This is a genomic window from Mycobacterium sp. 050134 (genome assembly GCF_036409085.1).
Lineage (GTDB): Bacteria > Actinomycetota > Actinomycetes > Mycobacteriales > Mycobacteriaceae > Mycobacterium.
This window is the reverse complement of record NZ_JAZGLV010000015.1, coordinates 69,263-89,964: the sequence shown is the minus strand read 5'-3', so window position 1 is coordinate 89,964 and position 20,702 is coordinate 69,263. Positions and strand designations below refer to the sequence as shown.

Genomic DNA, 20,702 nt, shown 5'->3' with positions numbered 1-20,702 from the left:
AATTGATGAACGGCGGTGTGATTGCTAGTCAACGATGCCCGCGGTGTCTAGCCGGCGGGCCGATCAGTACGACTGGCTCTCCGGCTACCTTGCTTCGCGGGGCATCGGCGGTGCCACTCGGGCGGTGATGGCGCTCATTTCGGGATCGATGGCGTTATGCCTTGTCGCCTTGCTGGCCAGCTCGGACGGTCCCCGCGGATCGGTACCGGTGGCGATGATGTGGGTGGCCGTCGCCGGTGGGGTGGCGGGCGTGCTGCTGTGGGCGTGGCGCTGGCCGACGCGCAGGCAGTCCATCGTGTTCGCCCTGACGTGCAACACCGCCGTCGCGTTGGCATGCCTGGCGCATCCGAACCCGCTGGCCGCGCTGATCGGCTGCATCGCCTTCGCAACCTTCGGCGCTTACATGGCGTTCTTTCACACCACCGGATTCGTGCTGTACAACTTTGCCGTCGCCGCCGCCGTCGGCGCTTGGGAGGCGTTTTCGCTGGCCCGATCCGGCCATCTCAGCCTCGGCGGGGTGGATCTGTGGTTGGTGATCGAAGTGAACATCGCGCTACCGCTCGCCATTCGAATCTTGATGCGCGCCTTGACGGGGGATTTGCTGCAGGCCGACCGAGATCCCCTGACCGGCCTGCTGAACAGGCGCACATTTCAGCACGAAGCGTTGGGGATGATCTTGGCCCGACGCGGCATCGACTCCCACCTCGTGGTCATGCTGATCGACCTCGACCACTTCAAGGCGATCAACGACCGGCTTGGTCACGCCGCGGGGGACCGCGCGCTGGTTCAAGTTGCCCAAGCGCTGTCGGCCGCTTCCGACGACTCGGTGGTGGCGCGCAGCGGTGGTGAGGAGTTCCTCTTGGCGGCCACGTCCTCGAGCTGCAACGCCGAGCCGTTGGCCGCGAGGATATGCTGGGCGATCGCGGCGTCGACCGCCGGAGTGACCGCCAGCATCGGCACCGCGTGCGCCGACCTCGACGACACCGCGTCCGAACCGCAATCGGTTCTGGCGGAGTTGATCACCGCCGCCGACGCGGCCATGTACCAGGCCAAGCGGATGGGCGGCAACCGGAGCAGCCATCACAAGCCGTGTGACCGCCCCAGGTGATCAGCGCGTGAACATCAACGCGCGCTTGACTTCCTGGATCGCCTTGGTGACCTGGATGCCGCGCGGGCACGCCTCGGTGCAGTTGAACGTGGTCCGGCACCGCCACACCCCGTCCACCTCGTTGAGGATGTCGAGGCGCTCGGCCGCGGCCTCGTCGCGGCTGTCGAAGATGAACCGGTGCGCGTTGACGATCGCCGCCGGGCCGTAGTAGGTGCCCTCGTTCCAGAAGATCGGGCAGCTGGTCGTGCAGGCCGCGCACAGGATGCACTTGGTGGTGTCGTCGTAACGCGCGCGGTCGGTGGGGCTCTGGATGCGTTCGCGCGTCGGCGGGTTCCCGGTGGTGACCAGGTACGGCTTCACCGCGCGGTAGGCGTCGAAGAACGGTTCCATGTCGACCACCAGGTCCTTTTCCACGGGCAGTCCGCGGATCGGTTCGACCGTGATGGTCAGCGTCTTGCCGGGCTTGGGCTTGGCGGGCAACAGGTCGCGCATCAGTACCTTGCACGCCAGCCGGTTGACGCCGTTGATGCGCATGGCGTCCGACCCGCACACCCCGTGGGCGCAGGACCGCCGGAAGGTCAGCGTCCCGTCGAGGTAGCTCTTCACATAGATCAGCAGGTTGAGCAGCCGGTCGCTCGGCAGGCAGGGCACCCGGAAGCTCTGCCAGCCACCGGTTTCGGTGAACGCTTCGGGCTGATCCGGATTGAACCGGGCGATCTTGAGCGTCACCATCACCGCGCCCTCGGGGATCGGGGGCAACGGCCGTTCTGCTGGTGGCTCCGGCGCCGAGGTCGGCGCTGAGGTCGGCTCCACGTCCGCGGTCATCAGTACTTCCGTTCCTTCGGTTCGTAGCGGGTCTGCACGACGGGCTTGAAGTCCAGGGCGATGTCGCTGAGCAGGTCGGTGCCCTGCTTGTAGGCCATCGTGTGGCGCATGTAGTTGACGTCGTCGCGGTTCGGGTAGTCCTCGCGGGCGTGCCCGCCCCGCGATTCCTTGCGGTTCAGCGCGCCCACCACGGTCACCTCGGCCAGCTCCAGCAGGAAGCCGAGCTCGATCGCCTCGAGCAGGTCGCTGTTGTATCGCCTTCCCTTGTCGTGCACCGTGATCCGGGAGTAGCGCTCCTTGAGCGCATGAATGTCCGTCAGGGCCTGCTTCAGCGTCTCCTCGGTGCGGAAGACGGCGGCGTTGTTGTCCATCGACTGTTGCAGCGCGCCGCGGATGTCGGCGACGCGCTCGTTGCCGTGCTCGGAGAGGATGTCGCCCACCCAGCCGACCACCATCGCCTCCGGGTTGGGCGGCATGCCGACGAAGTCGTGCCCGTCGGCGTAGTCGGCGGCCGCGATGCCGGCGCGGCGGCCGAAGACGTTGATGTCCAGCAGGGAGTTGGTGCCCAGCCGGTTGGCGCCGTGCACCGACACGCACGCGCACTCACCCGCCGCGTACAGGCCCGGCACGGTGGAGGTGTTGTCCCGCAACACCTGTCCCGTCACCGTGGTCGGGATGCCGCCCATCACGTAGTGGCACGTCGGGTACACCGGGACCAGCTCGTGCACCGGGTCCACGCCCAGATAGGTGCGGGCGAATTCGGTGATGTCGGGCAGCTTGGACTCCAGCACGTCCTCGCCCAGGTGGCGCACGTCGATGTAGACGTAGTCCTTGTGCGGACCTGCGCCGCGGCCCTCGAGGACTTCCAAAACCATTGAGCGGGCCACGATGTCGCGCGGGGCCAGGTCGACGATCGTCGGGGCGTAGCGCTCCATGAATCGCTCACCCTCGCCGTTGAGCAGCCGGCCGCCCTCGCCGCGCACCGCCTCGGAGATCAGGATGCCCAGGCCGGCCAGGCCGGTCGGGTGGAATTGGTGGAACTCCATGTCCTCCAGCGGGAGCCCCTTGCGGAAGACGATGCCGATGCCGTCCCCGGTGAGCGTGTGCGCGTTGGAGGTCGTCTTGTACATTCGGCCCGAGCCGCCGGTGGCGAGCACCACGGCCTTGGCGTGAAACACGTGAATCTCGCCGGTGGCCAGCTCGTAAGCCACCACGCCGGTGGCCACCGGGCCGCTCGGGGTCTGCGTCAAAACCAGGTCCAGGGCGTAGAACTCGTTAAAGAACTGCACGTCGTGCTTGACGCAGTTCTGGTAGAGGGTCTGCAGAATCATGTGGCCGGTGCGGTCGGCGGCGTAGCACGCGCGGCGCACCGGGGCCTTGCCGTGGTCGCGCGTGTGCCCGCCGAACCGGCGCTGGTCGATGCGGCCCTCGGGGGTGCGGTTGAACGGCATCCCCATCTTTTCCAGATCGAGCACCGCGTCGATCGCTTCCTTGCACATGATCTCCACGGCGTCCTGGTCGGCGAGGTAGTCGCCGCCCTTGACGGTGTCGAACGTGTGCCATTCCCAGTTGTCGTCCTCGACGTTGGCCAGCGCCGCGCACATGCCGCCCTGGGCGGCGCCGGTGTGGCTGCGGGTGGGGTAGAGCTTGGTGAGCACCGCGGTCCGCACCCGGGGTCCGGCCTCGACGGCGGCCCGCATGCCGGCACCGCCCGCGCCGACGATCACCACGTCGTATCGGTGTTGCTGGATCAACTGCGGATCGCCTCCATCAGGAAATGTTGGGGTCGAACGTCAGGATCACGTAGGTGCCCAGCACCAGCGTGAAGCCCATCGACAGCAGCAGGATGCTGTTGAGCCAGAAGCGGGTGACGTCCTTGCGGCTGTAGTCGTCGATGATGGTGCGCAGGCCGTTGCCGCCGTGCAGCTGGGCCAGCCACAGCAGCGCCAGGTCCCAGAACTGCCAGAACGGCGACGCCCAGCGCTGGGCCACGAAGTTGAAGTCCAGGCGGTAGACGCCGTTGTCCCACATCAGCGTGATGAACAGGTGCCCGATCGCCAGGGCCACCAGCGCCACCCCGGAGAACCGCATGAACAGCCACGCGAACTTCTCGAAGTTGGGGATGCCCGCGCGGCGCCGCGGCGAGCGCGGGTTGTCCAGGCTGGCGGGGCGGTCGTGGCTGCGCTGCCGCACCGGCGCGGGCTGGCCTCTTTGAAATTGAGGGCCGAGCTGAAGGTCGGGGCTGCTCATCGGAAGTGCTCCCACATGTGGATGCCGGTCACCACGGCCGCCGGGACCATCAGCAACAGGAAGACGACGGCGACGATCCACAGCATCAGCTTCTGGTATCGGGTCCCCTCGGACCAGAAGTCGATGAGGATCACCCGGATCCCGTTCAACGCGTGGAACAGCACCGCCGCGACCAGGCCGTACTCCATCAGCCCGACGATCGGCGTCTTGTAGTCCGCCAGCACCGCGTTGTAGGTCTGCGGGCTCACCCGCAGCATCGCCGCATCCAGCACGTGGACGAACAGGAAGAAGAAGATGGTCGCGCCGCTGATGCGGTGGAGCACCCAGGACCACATCCCAGGGTCACCCCGGTAGAGGGTGCGCGGTGGCCGCCGCTTGCGCGACGGCGCCTTCGGTAACCCCGCGTCAGCCGCCTCCGCGGTCGTCGCCTGTGTACTCACCCCTGTCCTCACCGCCCTTCCCGGGCACTCGCCCACAGCCAAGCCGGGCAGTCCAGCCTAACCCGGCGAGTTAGCCCGCGGCGCCGAACTCACCGCCAGGCGAAATGGGGTTTGGGTCTAGGGTGACCTGGGGACACGGCCCTTCGGAGGTAGCGGGTTGAACACGCCGGGAATCGACTGGGATCACTTGCGCGACAAGGCAACTCAGGCATCGACGGGTGCGTATGCGCCCTACTCGCGATTTCGGGTCGGCGCCGCCGCGTTGGTCGACGACGGCCGCGTCGTCACCGGGTGCAATGTGGAGAACGTCTCATATGGCCTTGGTCTCTGTGCCGAATGCGGGGTGGTCTGCGCCCTGCACGCAACGGGGGGTGGGCGGCTGGTCGCCCTGGCGTGCGTGGACGCGGGTGGCTCGGCGCTGATGCCCTGTGGACGCTGCCGCCAGGTGCTGCTGGAGCATGGCGGCCCCGAGTTGCTGGTGGACCATCCGGCCGGGCCGCGCCGCCTCGGCGACTTGTTGCCCGACGCGTTCGGGCCCGAGGATCTGGCGTGAGCCTCCCGTTCGACGCGCCGACGCTGATCAAGACGAAGCGGGACGGCGGCCGGTTGTCCGACGCCGCCATCGACTGGGTGATCGGCGCCTACACCGCCGGTGTCGTCGCCGAGGAGCAGATGGCGGCCCTGCTGATGGCGATCGTCTTTCGCGGCATGGACCGCGGCGAGCTGGCGCGCTGGACGGCGGCGATGGTGGCGTCCGGGCCGCGCCTGGATTTCGGTGACCTGCCGCTGCCGACCGTGGACAAGCATTCCACCGGAGGGGTGGGGGACAAGATCACCCTGCCGCTGGTGCCCGTCGTCGCAGCCTGCGGTGCGGCGGTGCCGCAGGCCTCGGGCCGCGGGCTCGGTCACACCGGCGGCACCCTGGACAAGCTGGAGTCCATCGCCGGGTTCACCGCCGACCTGCCCAGCGGCCGGGTGCGCGAGCAGCTGCGCGGCGTGGGCGCGGCCATCTTCGCCGCCGGCGAGCTGGCCCCGGCCGACGCCAAGCTGTACGCGCTGCGCGACGTGACCGGCACCGTCGAGTCGCTGCCGCTGATCGCCAGCTCGGTGATGAGCAAGAAGCTGGCCGAGGGCACGGGCGCGCTGGTGCTCGACGTAAAGGTGGGGTCGGGGGCGCTGATGGCCTCCGAGGCGCAATGCCGCGACCTGGCGCGCACCATGGTCGAGCTGGGCGCGTCCTACGGCGTGCCGACCCGCGCGCTGCTGACGGACATGAACTGCCCGCTAGGCAAGACGGTGGGCAACGCGCTCGAGGTCGCCGAATCGCTGGAGGTGCTGTCCGGCGGCGGCCCGCCGGACGTCGTCGAGCTGACGCTGCGACTCGCCCGTGAGATGCTCGAGCTCGCCGGGATCGGTGACCGCGACCCCGCCGACGCCCTGCGGGACGGCTCCGCCATGGACCGCTTCCGGCGCCTGATCGCCGCCCAGGGCGGCGACTTGTCGGTCCCGTTGCCGATCGGTGCGCATACCGAGACCGTGACCGCGGCCCGGGGCGGCACAATGGGCGATATCGACGCGATGGCAGTGGGGCTGGCGGCTTGGCGGCTCGGCGCGGGACGAGCCCGGCCGGGTGGTGCCGTGCAGTCGGGTGCGGGCGTGCGGATCCACCGCCGGCCGGGGGAGCCGGTAGCGGCCGGCGAGGCGTTGTTCACGCTCTACACCGACACCCCGGACCGCTTCGCCGCCGCGATGGCCGAGCTGGCCGGCGGCTACAGCGTGGGTGATACCGCACCCGCGGGCCGGCCGCTCGTCATCGATCGGATCCTCACATGACCACCCCCCTGACCTTCGAGCAGATCCAGAGGGCGCCCAAGGCCCTGCTGCACGACCACCTCGACGGGGGCCTGCGCCCGTCGACGGTGGTCGACATCGCCGGCCGCACCGGCTATGACGGGTTGCCCGCCACCGATGTCGACGCGCTGGCGAAGTGGTTCCGCACGCGGTCGCACAGCGGCTCGCTGGAGCGCTACCTCGAGCCCTTCTCGCACACGGTGGCGGTGATGCAAACGGCGGACTCGCTGCACCGCGTGGCGTTCGAGTGCGTGGAAGACCTGGCCGCCGACTCGGTGGCCTACGCCGAGGTCCGGTTCGCCCCGGAGCTGCACATCGACCGCGGGCTGTCGTTCGACGAGATCGTCGACGCCGTGCTGGCCGGCTTCACCGACGGCGAGAAGACCTGCGCCGCAGCGGGACGGCCGATCGTGGTGCGGCTGTTGGTCACCGCGATGCGACATGCCGCGGTGTCCCGGGAGATCGCCGAGCTGGCGATCCGCTGGCGCGACAGGGGCGTGGTCGGATTCGACATCGCCGGCGCCGAGGCCGGCAACCCCCCGACGCGACACCTGGACGCCTTCGAGTACATGCGGGACAACAACGCGCGCTTCACGATTCACGCCGGCGAGGCGTTCGGGCTGCCGTCGATCCACGAGGCCATCGCGTTCTGCGGTGCCGACCGGCTGGGCCACGGGGTGCGCATCGTCGATGACATCGACGTGCTTGCCGACGGGGGCGTCCGGCTTGGCCGCCTCGCATCCATCTTGCGGGACAAGCGGATTCCGCTGGAGCTGTGCCCCAGCTCCAACGTGCAGACCGGCGCGGTGCGCAGCATCGCCGACCACCCGTTCGACCTGCTGGCACGCACCCGGTTCCGGGTCACGGTCAACACCGACAACCGGCTGATGAGCGACACCTCGATGAGCCTCGAGATGTCGCGCCTGGTGGACGCTTTCGGTTATGGGTGGAGCGACCTGGAGCGGTTCACCATCAACGCGATGAAGTCCGCGTTCATCCCGTTCGACGAGCGGCTGGCCATCATCGACGAGGTGATCAAGCCGCGGTACGCGGTGCTGATCGGCTGAGGCGGCGAACGCCGCCCGCCCGGCGACCGGGCGAGCGGCGTTTGCGAGGGCTGGCCGCTTAGCGGGGCAGCCTGGTGCCGGTGCGGCGACCCGTCAGGGTCTCGTAGAGGGCGATGAGAACGATGGCGACGCCGACTCCGATGAAGAACGGAATCCATGCGACTCCTCCGTTGGCATTGTGGTAGCCGAACTGGCTCGCGAGCGCCGAGCCGACCAGGCCACCGACGGCGCCGATGGCAACCGTCATGAGCATGCCCACGTTCTGCTTACCCGGCATCACGAGACGCGCCACCAAACCGATGATCGCGCCCACCACGATGGCGAGGACTATCGATCCGATCATTTCCGCTCCTGTTCGTAACGGCTCCCGGGGTGGGCGCCATCTTGGACAGGAGTTCCCCGGAATCGGCGTCTCGTAACACAGTTCGGCCGGGACGGCACTCTCAAATGTGGTCGACCGCGACGCCCATGGCCCGCACCGTGCTGGCGAGGTGGGCCTGCACGGCGCGCTGCGCGCGGGGCAGGTCGCCGTCGCGCAGGGCCTCGGCGATGGCGCGGTGCTCGTCCAGGATGGTCGCCACCCGGCTGGGTTCGCGCAGTGCCGATTCGCCGATCATCCGCATTTGCCGGTCCCGCAGCGACGAATAGAAACCGGCCAGGATGGCGTTGCCCGACTCGTCGAGTGTGGCGGCGTGAAAGGCGCGGTCGGCGTCGAGGAACTGGCGCCAGTCGGCCGCGGCGGCCGCCTCGCTCTGTCGCTGCAGCTGACCCGACAACCGCTCGAAAAGCGCGGCGCAGGCGGCGGGGCCGCGATTGATCACCGTGGTCGCGGCGAACCTTTCCAGCACCGACCGCGCCTCGATGACGGCGCGCACCTCCTCGGGTGACACCGGGACGACCAGGGCGCCGCGTTGCGGATAGAGCCGCAGCAGCCCCTCGGCCTCGAGGCGCAGGAACGCCTCGCGCACCGGCGTACGGGACATGCCTAGTTCGCCGGCGACGTCACCCTCGCTGATCAACTCGCCGCCGGGGAACGCTCCGGTGAGCACCTGGGTCTTGACGTACTCGAGGGCGCGGTCCTTGGCCGTGGCCGGCCGCGCGTCACTGGGTCTGGTGGCCACCTCCAGCCTTTCTTGTAGCTCAGTCGTATCTCAAAAGCGTCTTTGAACGGTACACCGGTCGACGGCCGTCGCCGGCGCGTTGACGCTGAGATACAAGTGAGATACGTTAGGGATGTAAGTCAAGTCCAGCCCAAAGGATGCCTTATGACGACCCTGGAAACGAACCAGTCCGTGGTTCCCAACCTCGACCCCACCGTCCCGGCCCCGATGGTGAACGTCGCCGAGTACGGCTTCGAGGGCCGCTTCGCGGAGTGGGCCGACGACGCCCGCTTCTACGAGTACTCGCAGGCCGCCAACCCGATCGGCTCGGGAGACGCCCCGCAGGTGCCGATTACCCGGTTTGACCCGGGTATCTACGTCGATCAGCCGACGGGAATCTTCCCTTTGGATCTCTCCAAGGAGCTCGGGCTCACGACCGGCGAGGCCACCAGCCCCGCGCTGCTCGCCAACTTCGTGCGCATCCGCACCGGCGAGCAGGTCGACGCCAGCCCGAACGCCACCTCGCAGCTCTACTACGTCCTCTACGGGCGCGGGATCGCGGCCATCAACGGTCAGCTCGTCAAGTGGGAGAAGGGCGACTTCCTGACCCTGCCGGCCGGCACCCACTCGGTCTTCTACGCCGACGACGAGACGGCGATGTACTGGGTGCACGACGAGCCCCTGCTGCGCTACCTCGGCGCCGAGGCCACCCAGCCGCGGTTCCGCGCCACCAAGTTCCGGCGCACGGACGCCGTGGCCAAGCTGGAGGAGATCGCCGCCCAGCCCGGCGCCAACGACAAGAGCCGCGTCAGCGTGCTGCTGGCCAACGCCAACCAGGAGCAGACGCTGACCATCACCGACGTGCTGTGGGCGATGTTCGGGGTGCTGCCGCCCAACCAGGTGCAGCGCGCCCACCGGCACCAGTCGGTCGCCCTGGACCTGATCCTCGACGCGCCCGAGCACGGCTGCTACACGCTGCTCGGCACCGAACTCGACGCCAACGGCGACATCGTCAACCCGACGCGGGTCGAGTGGCGGGCCGGCGGGGCCTTCACCACGCCGCCGGGCATGTGGCACGCGCACTACAACGAGACCGACCGGCCCGCCCACCTGATCCCCATCCAGGACGCCGGCCTGCAGACCCACCTGCGCAGCCTCGACATCAGGTTCAGCAAGAGCCACGACCTCGTCGTCGGTTGATGCGCGTGTGACCGGGGGCCACGGGGTCCTGCAGCGTCGGGAGTCGACGAATAGTGTGGCTGGACATGAAGCTGCCTCTGCTGGGCCCCGTGTCGCTCACCGGCTTCCAGCACGCCTGGTTCTTCCTGTTCCTGCTGGCGGTGCTGCTGGTGGTGGGCGTTTACGCCGCCCTACTCTTCAGGCGCCGCCGTCGCGCGCTCCGGTTCGCCAACATGGAGGTCTTGGAGCGCGTCGCGCCGCCGCGCCCGAGCCGCTGGCGCCACCTGCCGACGGTGCTACTCGCCGCGTCGCTGGTCCTGTTGACCACGGCGATGGCCGGCCCGACGTCCGACGTCCGGATCCCCCTCAACCGCGCCGTGGTCATGCTGGTGATCGACGTGTCGGAATCGATGGCCGCGACCGACGTCGCACCCGACCGGTTGACCGCCGCCAAAGTGGCCGGCAAGCAGTTCGCCGACGAGCTGACGCCGGCCATCAACCTGGGCCTGGTGGAATTCGCGGCCAACGCCTCGCTGCTGGTGGCGCCGACGACGAACCGGGACGCCGTCAAGGCCGCGATCGACAGCCTCAAGCCCGCGCCGAAGACCGCGACCGGCGAGGGCATCTTCACGGCGATGCAGGCGATCGCGACCGTCGGCTCGGTGCTGGGCGGCGGCGACGGCCCGCCGCCCGCGCGGATCGTGCTGGAGTCCGACGGCGCCGAGAACGTCCCACTGGACCCGAACGCCCCCCAGGGCGCCTTCACCGCGGCCCGGGCCGCCAAGGCGCAGGGCATCCAGATCTCGACGATCTCGTTCGGCACCCCCTACGGGACCGTCGAATACCAGGGCGCCACCATCCCCGTCCCCGTCGATGACCAGACGCTGCAGAAGATCTGCGAGATCACCGACGGCCAGTCGTTCCACGCCGACAGCCTGGAGTCGCTCAAGGAGGTCTACACGACCCTGCAGCATCAGATCGGCTACGAGACCGTCAAGGGGGACGCCAGCCTCGCCTGGATGCTGCTGGGGGCGGTGGTGCTGGCCGGCGCCCTGCTGGCCGGCCTGCTGCTGAACCGCAGGCTGCCCGCCTGAGCGCGGTCAGACCGGGAGCCGCCGGTTGATCAGCAGCCCCAGCGCCGCCGCCACCAGCGCGGCGATCACCCCCAGGCGCAGCCACCCCGCACTGCCGGGGCCGGGGACGATCCGGTAGCCGATCTCACGCTCGATGGCGTCGTAGTCCTTCTCGAGCTCGCTGAGATTGGTGGCGGTGTAGGTCTGGCCGCCGGACAGCCGGGCGATGGTCTTCATCTGGTCCGTCGACACCGGGACCGCGATCCGCTGCCGGTCCATCTCGATCTCGCCCGTCTTCGTGCCGAACGAGATCGTCGAGATCGGCACCCCCTGGTCCTTGGCCAGCCGCGCCGCGGTGTAGGCCCCGTCGTGCGGGTCGTTGGGATCCGACGGCCGGTTCTCGCCGCCGTCCGAGAGCAGCACGATGCGGGCCGGCGGGGGATGGTCGCCGCCGGTGATCGCCGAGGCCCCGATCGCGTGCAGGGCGGCGAAGATCGCCTCGCCGGTCGCGGTGCTGTCGGCGAAGTCCAGCTTCTTGAGCGCGTCGACGGTGGCCTGGTGCTGCGGGGTCGGCGGCACCAGCAGGTAGGGCGTCCCGGCGAACGCGACCAGCCCGAGGTTGATGCCCGGGGTCAGCTGACCGGCGAACTGGCTGGCCGCCTGTTCGGCCGACTTGAGCCGGTTGGGTTCGACGTCGGTGGCCCGCATGGACTGCGACATGTCGATCACCAGCATGATGACCGCGCGGTTGCGCGGGATGCGCATGTCATGGGTGGGGGTGGCCAGCGCGATCGTCAGCAGGATCAGGCTGAGCAGGGCCACCGCGAGGGGGAGGTGCCGCCACACCGATTGCGGCACCCGCGCGTCGGTATACCGGTGCAGCCGGCGTCGGCGGCGGGCCTGGACGACGACGTAGAGGCCCAGCAGGGCCAGCGGGACCAGGGCGAACAGCAGCATCGCCGGGCGCTGGAATCCGTACAGCGGCAGGGGACCGACGCCGGGAAGCGACACGTGACTCACCCTCCCGTCCAGGCCCGCCCGAGCCGCCCCCTCGACCGACGGCGGATGCTGCCGCCAGTAAAGAGGAGACTCGACGGCCCGTCAAACGCACTGAATTCCCGGCCGTTCCCGCTCGTGCGCGCCCTATTCGCGCCGGAGCCGCCCGTCGACGAACTGCTCCAGCCGTTCCCATTCCCGGACCGCCGCCGCGTACGGCGGGTTGGGCTTGGCGACCGAATCCGGCTCGAGCACGTACCCGATCAGCTTCCCCAGCGGCCGACTCGTCTCGAGCGCCTTGTCGACCGTGCCCTCCTCGGAGTAATCGCCGATGTCACGGAGCAGCTCGACGGCCAGGTCCAGCTGGTCGCGGTCCACTGCGTCGGGTCCGTCGGCGAAGTCGTCGGCCAGCCCGGACAGCACGTAGATGTTGTCGTCGGTGACCTCGACGACCAGCGAGCCGTCGGTCGCGGCGGTGCGAATGTCGTCGTAGGTGGCCAGGTCCGCCAGGTCGTGGTCGTGCTCGTCGGCCAGGTATCGGGCCAGCGCCCGCTCCGAGGTGAACACGCTGATGCGGCCATTGCGGCCCAGGAAGATCGGCTCGTCGTCGAGGTAGCACCGCAGCGTGTAGAAGGTGCCCGAACTGGTCATGATCCGGATCGGGTCGATGCCCACCTTCAGCCAGAAGTCCTCGTCGCTTCCCAGCACCACCGTGTCGCCGGACGCGCGGGGCACCTCCTCGGCGTCGTCGCTCTCTTCGGAGTCTTCGGTGTCTTCCGTGTCTTCCGTGTCTTCCGTGTCTTCCGTGTCTTCCGTGTCTTCCGTGTCTTCGGCGTCTTCGGTGTCTTCGAGTTCGTCGTCGGCCTCTTCCGTGCCTTCGGGCTCTTCGGCCAGCTCCTCGGCGGCCTTCTCCGACAGGGCCTCGTCGACCTGGGGGGTGCTGACGATGCCTTCGATCGCGGCGAGCACGTCGTCCCAGCTGCGGTTGACGATCTCGGCGATCGCAGTCCACCGCTTCTGGCCCGCCCTGCCGGTGAAGTTTTCGATGCCACCGAAGACCGTGCCCAGGGCGGGGTTGCCGTTGAATAACTTCGACACCGCGGTCAGCTCGCACACCGAACCGACGGACGACACGATCGTCAGCACCCCGGCCAGCGCGGTCACCGATTCCTCGGTCGGCTTCTCCGACACCAGCTCCTCGACCGCGACGAGGTCGAAGCGCTTGTCGTCGGCGGGCTCGAACCTGTGCGCGTGCACCCCGGTCAGGTCCTTCCACGCCGGGTGGTCGGCGAGGTCGTTGTCGGTGTCGGAGCGCACGAACGCGACCAGGTCGGCGACGGTCTCGAAGACGTACAGGTCCTCGTCCTTGCCCAGGAAGGCCTCCCACTCGTCGCCGGCATCACGCCAGCGGGGTGCCCAGACGGTGTAGCGGTCGCCGTCGGGCAGGCTCAGGCGGATGGGCACGAGGTCAGCAGCCATGCGGCACACAATAGCGACGGCCGGCGATGTGGCGCGGCGCGCCTACCCGCCCCAGATGTCGGTGATGGCGGGCGCGTTGGCCGCCAAACCGATCTTGGGCAGGCCGTACATCTGCTCCAGGGTGGACAGCACGTTGTAGTGGCTGATCTGTTCGGGGTAGGCGCCCGGCCGCACGTGCGCGCCGTAGAACACCGTCGGGATCTGATTGCGGGTCGTCGAGTTGTCGTCCTCGTCCCACGTCACGATCAGCAGGCTGTTGTTGGCCACCGCCCAGTTCGCGTACCCCGACAACTCCTGGTTCAGCCAGGCGTCCCCCTGGGGGATCGAGCCGTCGTGCATGTTGTCGTCGTTGTTGGGGATGACGAACGAGACGGTCGGCAGGCTGGCGTAGTTGCCCATCGGGAACGCCGAGAACGGCAACGAGTCCCCCGGCGGCACGTTGGTGAAGTTGGCCCAGGGCACGTGCTTGCGCGCGTATTTTCCCGCGCTGCACACCGTGGAGCCAACGGCGGGTAGGCCCTCGGCGAACCCGACGAACGTGTAACCGGCCGCCAGCAGCTCGGAGGCCAGGTTGGGTGTGGCGCCGCCGTCGACCGGGCAGCTGTCCTTGGTCACGCCCATGGTGCTGCCCGCGAACAGCGCGAGGTAGTTCGGCTCGCTGGGGTGGGTCTCGGCGAACGACTGCGTCATCAGCGCGCCGCGGGCGGCCAGCGCGTTGAGGAAGGGCGCCGACTTGTTGCCGATGATGTTGTTCTGCGAGCGGTTTTCCTCGATGACGATCACCACGTGGGCGGGCTGGGGGACCGCGGCGGCCGTGAGCTCGACCCGTGGGGCGAGCGGGGTGGCCGCCACCCCGGCGACCACCGCCGCGGCGAGCAGCCGGGCCGTTCGTCGGGCCGTTCGTCGGGCCGTTGTGAATTGTCGTCGTGGGCGCCGCACGCGGGGAGTATATGGTCGGCCGCGGCCGCCGAACCGCACGCGCGCAAGCGTGTCAACCGACTTGGATCGGATTGTTATATAAGGTCAAAGCCCGTGGACGTACGCGTCGTTGACCACCCGCTGGCACAGGCCCGGCTGACCGCGATGCGCGACGAACGCACGGACAATGCCGGCTTCCGCGCGGCGCTGGGCGACCTGACCGCGATGCTCGTCTACGAGGCCACCCGCGACGCCGCGACGGAGTCGTTCCCGATCCGCACGCCGTTGACCGGCACCCTCGGGGTGCGGTTGGCCAACCCGCCGCTGCTGGTTCCCGTGCTGCGCGCCGGGCTCGGCATGGTCGACCAGGCGCTCGCGCTGCTGCCCGGCGCGCGGGTGGGCTTCGTCGGCGTGGCGCGCGACGAGCAAACGCACCGGGCGACGGGATATTTCGAGTCGCTGCCCGACGACCTGACCGGCGTCGGCGTCATGGTCCTCGACCCGATGCTGGCCACCGGGGGATCGCTGATCCACGCGGTCGGCCTGCTGACCGCCCGGGGCGCGGCGGACATCACCGTGGTGTGCGCCGTGGCCGCGCCCGAAGGCATTGCGGCGCTGGGGGATTCGGCGCCGGGCGCACGGCTTTACACCGCGGCCGTCGACGACGGACTCAACGAGATCGCCTACATCGTCCCGGGCCTCGGTGACGCGGGCGACCGCCAGTACGGGCCGCGCTAGCCGAACAGGCCGCCGACGGCAGCGATCACGTCGTCGCGCAGGGCGCGGGCCCGTTGCCGGGCGGCATCGAGTTCGCCGGTCACCGGGCAGCCAATTTCGATGTAGCACTTCAGCTTGGGCTCGGTGCCCGAGGGGCGCACCACCACCCGCACCCACGCGCCTCGGCTCGCCGGCTCGCCGCCGGTGAAGATCAGCGCGTCACCGATGTCGGTCGTCGTCGCGTCGAAACCCGCCAACCGGTCCGGCGGCGCCGCGCGCAGCCGGCGCATGAGTCCGGCCGCCTCGTCGGTGTCGGCGACCCGCTTCGACACGGCCGCCACGTCGTGCACACCATACCGGCGGGCGAGGTCGTCGAGCGCGTCGAGCGCCGAAAGGCCCCGGCTTTTCAGCGAAGCGGCCAGGTCGCAGACCAGGACCGCGGCGCTGATGCCGTCCTTGTCGCGCACGGCGTCCGGGTCGACGCAGTGCCCGATCGCCTCCTCGTAGGCGTACACCAGCCGGCCGCCGGCGGAGTCCGCGCGTGCCAACCACTTGAAGCCGGTGAGCGTTTCGACGTGCGTCGCGCCGTGGTGCGCGGCGATCGCCGCCAGCATCCGCGACGACACCACCGTGCTGGCCACCACGTTGTGCCGGCCGGGCGTTGCGTGCGACAGCAGGTAATCGCCTAGGAGCCAGCCGGTTTCGTCGCCCGACAGCATCCGCCAGCCCCCGGTCGCCGGCACGCCCACCGCGCACCGGTCGGCGTCGGGGTCCAGGGCGATCGCGACGTCGGCGCCGACATCGGCGGCGAGGGCGAGCAGCACGTCGGTGGCGCCGGGCTCCTCCGGATTCGGGAAGGCGACGGTGGGGAAGTCGGGGTCGGGCGCGAACTGCGCCCCGACGGTGTGTACGTCGGCAAAGCCCGCGCGGCGCAGCGCCTCCAGCGCAACCGCGCCGCCCACCCCGTGCAGCGGTGTGAGCGCCACCCGCACGGATCCCGCGCCGCGCCGCACCCCGGCGGCCCGCTCGACGTAGCGCTCGAGCAGATCCGTGCCGGCGAATGCCACCGGCGTGCGGGCGATTTCGTCGGCCGGGGGAGCGTCGGCCATGGCGGCCTCGATCCGGCGGTCGCTGGGAGGGACGATCTGGATGCCGCCCTCGAAGTACACCTTGTAGCCGTTGTCGGCGGGCGGGTTGTGTGATGCGGTGATCTGGATGCCGACGGCGGCGCCGGTGCGCCGCACCGCGAACGCCACCACCGGGGTGGGCACCGGTAGGGGTAGCGCCAGCACCGAAAAACCCTCAGCAGCAAGGACTTCGGCTGCCGCGGCGGCGAAGGCCGCCGAGCCGTGCCGGGCGTCGCCGCCGACTACCGCGCCGGCGCGATCGCTGAGCACCCGCGCGACCGCCCACGTCGCGCGCAGGACGACGGCGAGGTTCATGGCGTCGGGACCGCCGCGCACCGGGCCGCGCAAGCCCGCGGTGCCGAAGGCGAGCGGGTGGGCGAACCGCGCCGCGCGTTCGGCCGGCGTGCACGCGGCAAGCTCGGCCGCCGTCACCGGGTCGGGATCGTGCGCGATCCACTCCTCGGGCGTCATCCGGGTCAGAGCCGGGCGATGACGTCGGCCAGCAGGGTGCCCATCCGGGTGGCCGAGGCGGCCCCGGCCGCCAGCACCTCGGCGTGGCTCAGCGGCTGGCCGGTGATCCCGGCGGCCAGGTTGGTCACCAGCGAGACCCCGAGCACCTCGGCGCCCGCCGCCCGCGCCGCGATCGTCTCGTGCACCGTCGACATCCCGACCAGGTCGGCGCCCAGCGTCCGCAGCATCCTGACTTCGGCCGGCGTCTCGTAGTGCGGGCCGGGCAGCCCGGCGTAAACCCCTTCGGCCAGGCCGGGCTCCGCATCGAGGGCGAGCCGGCGCAGCCGCGGGGCGTAGGCGTCGGTCAGGTCGACGAACTGCGGGCCTACCAGCGGCGATCGGGCGGTGAGGTTGAGGTGGTCGCTGATGAGCACCGGCTGACCGACCGCCATGTCCGGGCGCAGCCCACCGGCCGCGTTGGTGAGCACCACCACGCGGGCGCCGGCCGCGCACGCCGCCCGCACCGGATGCACGACGTGGCCCAGGTCGTGCCCCTCGTAGGCGTGCACCCGGCCGACCAGCACCAGCACCCGGTGCCCGGCCAGGCGCGTCGACAACAGCTCACCGGTGTGCCCGACTGCCGTGGGCGGCGCGAACCCGGGCAGCTCGGCCTGCGGGAGGGCGGCGGTCGGGGAGCCCAGCGCCGTCACCGCCGGCGACCATCCCGAGCCCAGGACCACGGCGACGTCGTGCTCGTCGACCCCGGTACGTTCGGCGATGACGTCCGCCGACCGCCGCGCGAGGTCCAAGGGGTCGCTCACACCGGTCAATCTAGCCCGGCGACGGGGCGGGCCGCGGGGAGGCGCTGCCCCCCCCACCCGCCGGCTGGTCCTTTCGCCGGGACTCGACCCGCGCTGCCGTCCGGGATATGTGAGGATCTGCCGCATGGGATTTCGGAGCTGGCCGGTTGCCGGCCTGGTCGCCGCCGTGGCGGTTTCACTGCTCGCGCTTGCCGGCGGTCCGGCGCCGGCGGCGCGGGCGGACTGCCCCAATGTCCAACTCATCTTCGCCCGCGGCACCGCCGAGCCGCCGGGCCTGGGGGCCGAGGGCGACGCGCTGTTCGCCGCGATGCAGCGGTCCCTCGGCGGGCACACGGTTGAGGCCTATCCGGTGAACTACCCGGCCAGCTACAACTTCCTGACGACCGCCGACGCGGCCAACGACGCGCGTGACCACATCGCGCAAATGGTCGACCAGTGCCCGTCGACGCGACTGGTGCTCGGCGGCTTCTCGCAGGGCGCCGCGGCCGTCTCGATGCTGGCCGACGTGCCGCCGCTGGGCAACACCATCGGCAACTTCGGCTCGGCGCCGCCGCTGGATCCCGGCCTGGCCGGCAAGGTCGCGGCGGTCGCGGTCTTCGGCAACCCCGGGAATCGCTTCAACACCCCGCTCTCGTCGACCGGGCTGTTCGCCGGCCGTGCCATCGACATCTGCAGCCCGGGCGACCCCATCTGCGTCGTCGGCGGTCGCGACCGCGACGCGCATCACGACTACGGGGATCCGCCCTACCCGGGCCAGGCGGCATCCTTCATCGCCGGACTGGTGTAGGCCGCCTCGGACGGGGACGCCGGGGGAGAAGGCCGGGAGACCGCTGGGTGGGATACTGCAAGGATGCCCACAGCCACCCCCCTGGACAGCGCCGAAGACGTGGTGCGGCGACGCGGTGGCGACCTCGTCGAGTTGTCCCACGCCATCCATGCCGAACCGGAGCTCGCGTTCGCCGAGCACCGCAGCTGCGCCAAGACACGGGCGCTCGTCGCGGAACGCGGCTTCGAGGTCACCGCGCCCGCCGGTGGCCTGGACACCGCGTTCCGCGCCGACTTCGGTGGCGGACCCCTGGTCGTCGGGGTGTGCGCCGAGTACGACGCGCTGCCCGAGATCGGGCATGCCTGCGGCCACAACATCATCGCCGCGTCGGCGGTGGGCGCGGCCCTGGCGCTGGCGGAGGTGGCCGACCAGCTTGGCCTGCGCGTCGCGCTGATCGGAACCCCCGCCGAGGAGGCCGGTGGAGGCAAGGCGCTGCTGCTGGACGCCGGGGTGTTCGACGACGTCGTGGCGGCGGTCATGGTGCACCCGGGGCCGGCCGACATCGCCGCGGCCCGCTCGCTGGCGCTGTCGGAAGCCGACGTCGATTACCGTGGCAAGGAGTCGCACGCCGCCGTCGCGCCGCACCAGGGCGTCAACGCCGCCGACGCCGTCACGGTGGCCCAGGTGGCCATCGGGTTGCTGCGGCAGCAGCTCGCCCCGGGGCAGATGGTGCACGGCATCGTCACCGACGGCGGACAGGCGGTCAACGTCATCCCTGGGCACGCGAGCCTGCAGTACGCGATGCGGGCGGTCGAGGCGGAGTCGCTGCGGGAACTGGAGGGGCGGATGTACGCGTGTTTCGCCGCGGGTGCCCTGGCCACCGGCTGCGAATACGAGATCGCCAACCCCGCACCGCCGTACGACGAGCTCAAGCCCGATCCGTGGCTGGCCGGGGTCTTCCGGGAGGAGATGCGCCGGCTGGGGCGTGAGCCGGTTGCTCCCGAGTACGAATCGGCGCTGCCCATGGGCAGCACCGACATGGGCAACGTGACGCAGGTGCTGCCGGGAATTCACCCCGTCATCGGGGTCGACGCCGGCGGCGCCATGGTCCACCAGCGTGCCTTCGCTGCTGCCGCCGCCGGGCCCAGCGCCGACCGGGCCGTCGTCGAGGGGGCGATCATGCTGGCGCGCACAGTGATCCACCTCGCCCAGAACCCCGCCGAACGCGACCGCGTGCTGGCGGCCCACGAACGCCGGGCACACGCATGAGCCTCGCCGAAGCCGCCGAATCGTGGTTGGCCGCCCACGCCGACGACCTGGTCGAGTGGCGCCGGCACATCCACCGCTACCCCGAGCTGGGCCGGCAGGAATACGCCACGACCCAGTTCGTCGCTGAGCGCCTGGCCGACGCGGGCCTGAACCCCAAGGTGCTGCCCGGCGGCACGGGTCTCGTCTGCGACCTCGGCCCGGAGGGGGAGCCGAGGATCGCGCTGCGGGCCGACATCGACGCCCTGCCCATGGCCGAGCGGACCGGCGCGCCCTACGCGTCGACCATGCCCAACGTCACGCACGCCTGCGGCCACGACGCGCACACGGCGATCCTGCTCGGTACCGCGATGGCGCTGGCGTCGGTGCCTGAGCTGCCGGTCGGGGTGCGGCTGCTTTTTCAGGCCGCCGAGGAGCTGATGCCCGGTGGGGCGATCGACGCCATCGCCGCCGGGGCGATCACCGGGGTGTCGCGAATCTTCGCCCTGCACTGCGACCCCCGGCTCGAGGTCGGCAAGGTCGCGGTCCGGCACGGACCCATCACCTCGGCCGCCGATTCGATCGAGATCCGGCTGTACTCGCCGGGCGGCCACACGTCGCGCCCGCACCTGACCGCCGACCTGGTCTACGGGCTGGGCGCCCTGATCACCGGGCTGCCTGGGGTGCTGTCGCGCCGCCTCGACCCCCGCAACGGCACCGTCCTGGTCTGGGGGGCGGTCAACGCGGGCGTCGCTGCCAACGCGATCCCGCAGACCGGCGTCCTGTGCGGCACCGTGCGCACGGCCAGCCGGCACACCTGGCTCGAGCTGGAGGGCCTGATCCGGGAGTCCGTCTCCGCCCTGCTGTCGCCGCTGAACATCGAGCACACGCTGCAGTACCACCGCGGCGTGCCGCCGGTGGTCAACGAGGACGTGTCGACGCGCATCCTCACCCACGCGATCGAGGCTTCCGGTCCCGACGCGCTGGCCGACACCCGGCAGTCGGGCGGCGGCGAGGACTTCTCCTGGTACCTCGAGGAGATCCCCGGCGCGATGGCGCGCCTGGGCGTGTGGCCGGGGGACGGCCCGCAGCTCGACCTGCACCAGCCGAACTTCGACCTGGACGAGCGCGCCCTGGCGATCGGCGTGCGCGTAATGGTCAACATCATCGAGCAGGCAGCCACCTTCTAAGGACCGCGAGCGTGCGTGTTTGCACGCCGACACGCCGCTGCTGGCGGCATTCTGCGCACGCTCGCCAGCACGCTCGCCAGGGTGAATTGTCGGCATAACC

The 20,702-nt window shown here is 70.4% G+C and carries 21 protein-coding genes; 10 read left to right on the top strand and 11 right to left on the bottom strand.

The window, feature by feature from the left end:
* Positions 1-43: 43 nt before the first annotated feature.
* On the top strand, positions 44-1,108 hold the full coding sequence (locus tag SKC42_RS18760) for a GGDEF domain-containing protein (RefSeq protein WP_330965779.1): 1,065 nt from the start codon (positions 44-46) through the stop codon (positions 1,106-1,108).
* Here SKC42_RS18760 and SKC42_RS18755 read toward each other — a convergent pair whose 3' ends face one another.
* From SKC42_RS18755 to sdhC, 4 genes are read right to left on the bottom strand one after another with little or no spacing between them, the layout of a single operon-like run.
* Entirely contained in the window at positions 1,109-1,933 is an 825-nt protein-coding gene (locus tag SKC42_RS18755) for a succinate dehydrogenase iron-sulfur subunit (protein ID WP_330965778.1), read from the bottom strand. It abuts the gene before it with no gap.
* On the bottom strand, positions 1,933-3,687 hold the full coding sequence (gene sdhA / locus SKC42_RS18750) for a succinate dehydrogenase flavoprotein subunit (RefSeq protein WP_330965777.1): 1,755 nt from the start codon (positions 3,685-3,687) through the stop codon (positions 1,933-1,935). The genes SKC42_RS18755 and sdhA overlap by 1 nt, the downstream gene beginning before the upstream one ends.
* 16 nt (positions 3,688-3,703) lie before the next feature.
* The gene (locus SKC42_RS18745; RefSeq protein WP_330965776.1) at positions 3,704-4,183 is read right to left on the bottom strand and encodes a succinate dehydrogenase hydrophobic membrane anchor subunit; all 480 of its coding nucleotides are present in this window, start codon (positions 4,181-4,183) and stop codon (positions 3,704-3,706) included.
* Positions 4,180-4,518 carry a succinate dehydrogenase, cytochrome b556 subunit gene (sdhC, locus tag SKC42_RS18740; protein ID WP_330965854.1) on the bottom strand — a complete coding sequence of 113 codons (339 nt, stop codon included), beginning with the start codon at positions 4,516-4,518 and terminating at the stop codon, positions 4,180-4,182. The genes SKC42_RS18745 and sdhC overlap by 4 nt, the downstream gene beginning before the upstream one ends.
* Before the next feature lie 262 nt (positions 4,519-4,780).
* On the opposite strand from sdhC, the gene SKC42_RS18735 reads away from it, so the two are divergent.
* The 3 genes from SKC42_RS18735 to SKC42_RS18725 are packed head-to-tail and all read left to right on the top strand — an operon-like array spanning position 4,781 to position 7,541.
* A complete protein-coding gene (locus tag SKC42_RS18735) occupies positions 4,781-5,176 on the top strand; it encodes a cytidine deaminase (RefSeq protein ID WP_330965775.1) in 396 nt (131 codons plus the stop codon).
* Positions 5,173-6,456 carry a thymidine phosphorylase gene (locus tag SKC42_RS18730; protein ID WP_330965774.1) on the top strand — a complete coding sequence of 428 codons (1,284 nt, stop codon included), beginning with the start codon at positions 5,173-5,175 and terminating at the stop codon, positions 6,454-6,456. The genes SKC42_RS18735 and SKC42_RS18730 overlap by 4 nt, the downstream gene beginning before the upstream one ends.
* The gene (locus SKC42_RS18725; RefSeq protein ID WP_330965773.1) at positions 6,453-7,541 is read left to right on the top strand and encodes an adenosine deaminase; all 1,089 of its coding nucleotides are present in this window, start codon (positions 6,453-6,455) and stop codon (positions 7,539-7,541) included. The genes SKC42_RS18730 and SKC42_RS18725 overlap by 4 nt, the downstream gene beginning before the upstream one ends.
* 58 nt (positions 7,542-7,599) lie before the next feature.
* Here SKC42_RS18725 and SKC42_RS18720 read toward each other — a convergent pair whose 3' ends face one another.
* Entirely contained in the window at positions 7,600-7,884 is a 285-nt protein-coding gene (locus SKC42_RS18720) for a GlsB/YeaQ/YmgE family stress response membrane protein (RefSeq protein ID WP_330965772.1), read from the bottom strand.
* Positions 7,885-7,984: 100 nt separating this feature from the next.
* Positions 7,985-8,662: a GntR family transcriptional regulator gene (locus SKC42_RS18715; RefSeq protein WP_330965771.1), complete on the bottom strand. Its 678-nt coding sequence runs from the start codon at positions 8,660-8,662 to the stop codon at positions 7,985-7,987.
* Positions 8,663-8,806: 144 nt separating this feature from the next.
* Here SKC42_RS18715 and SKC42_RS18710 point away from each other — a divergent pair, with 144 nt between their 5' ends.
* Positions 8,807-9,841, top strand: coding sequence for a cupin (locus tag SKC42_RS18710; protein WP_330965770.1), 1,035 nt, complete (start codon positions 8,807-8,809; stop codon positions 9,839-9,841).
* A gap of 65 nt (positions 9,842-9,906) precedes the next feature.
* Positions 9,907-10,914 (top strand): VWA domain-containing protein, encoded by a 1,008-nt coding sequence (locus SKC42_RS18705; protein WP_330965769.1) that lies wholly within the window; start codon positions 9,907-9,909, stop codon positions 10,912-10,914.
* Positions 10,915-10,920: 6 nt separating this feature from the next.
* On the opposite strand, the gene SKC42_RS18700 is transcribed toward SKC42_RS18705, so the two are convergent.
* The 3 genes from SKC42_RS18700 to SKC42_RS18690 form a co-directional block, all read right to left on the bottom strand.
* The gene (locus tag SKC42_RS18700; RefSeq protein WP_330965768.1) at positions 10,921-11,904 is read right to left on the bottom strand and encodes a VWA domain-containing protein; all 984 of its coding nucleotides are present in this window, start codon (positions 11,902-11,904) and stop codon (positions 10,921-10,923) included.
* A 132-nt stretch (positions 11,905-12,036) separates the two neighbouring features.
* The gene (satS, locus tag SKC42_RS18695) at positions 12,037-13,368 is read right to left on the bottom strand and encodes a protein export chaperone SatS (protein WP_330965767.1); all 1,332 of its coding nucleotides are present in this window, start codon (positions 13,366-13,368) and stop codon (positions 12,037-12,039) included.
* Between the two features lie 42 nt (positions 13,369-13,410).
* Complete coding sequence (locus SKC42_RS18690) at positions 13,411-14,247, bottom strand: alkaline phosphatase family protein (RefSeq protein WP_330965853.1); 837 nt, start codon at positions 14,245-14,247, stop codon at positions 13,411-13,413.
* Positions 14,248-14,400: 153 nt separating this feature from the next.
* Between SKC42_RS18690 and upp the strand changes: the two genes are divergently transcribed.
* A complete protein-coding gene (gene upp, locus SKC42_RS18685; protein WP_330965766.1) occupies positions 14,401-15,024 on the top strand; it encodes a uracil phosphoribosyltransferase in 624 nt (207 codons plus the stop codon).
* On the opposite strand, the gene SKC42_RS18680 is transcribed toward upp, so the two are convergent.
* A complete protein-coding gene (locus tag SKC42_RS18680) occupies positions 15,021-16,601 on the bottom strand; it encodes a phospho-sugar mutase (RefSeq protein ID WP_330965765.1) in 1,581 nt (526 codons plus the stop codon). The genes upp and SKC42_RS18680 overlap by 4 nt on opposite strands.
* A 5-nt stretch (positions 16,602-16,606) precedes the next feature.
* Complete coding sequence (locus SKC42_RS18675) at positions 16,607-17,410, bottom strand: purine-nucleoside phosphorylase (protein WP_330965764.1); 804 nt, start codon at positions 17,408-17,410, stop codon at positions 16,607-16,609.
* Positions 17,411-17,525: 115 nt separating this feature from the next.
* Here SKC42_RS18675 and SKC42_RS18670 point away from each other — a divergent pair, with 115 nt between their 5' ends.
* From SKC42_RS18670 to SKC42_RS18660, 3 genes are all read left to right on the top strand, one after another.
* Positions 17,526-18,188: a cutinase family protein gene (locus tag SKC42_RS18670; RefSeq protein ID WP_330965763.1), complete on the top strand. Its 663-nt coding sequence runs from the start codon at positions 17,526-17,528 to the stop codon at positions 18,186-18,188.
* A 63-nt stretch (positions 18,189-18,251) separates the two neighbouring features.
* Entirely contained in the window at positions 18,252-19,436 is a 1,185-nt protein-coding gene (locus SKC42_RS18665) for a M20 family metallopeptidase (RefSeq protein ID WP_330965762.1), read from the top strand.
* Complete coding sequence (locus SKC42_RS18660; protein ID WP_330965761.1) at positions 19,433-20,602, top strand: amidohydrolase; 1,170 nt, start codon at positions 19,433-19,435, stop codon at positions 20,600-20,602. Before SKC42_RS18665 ends, SKC42_RS18660 begins: the two co-directional genes overlap by 4 nt.
* Positions 20,603-20,702: the final 100 nt, after the last annotated feature.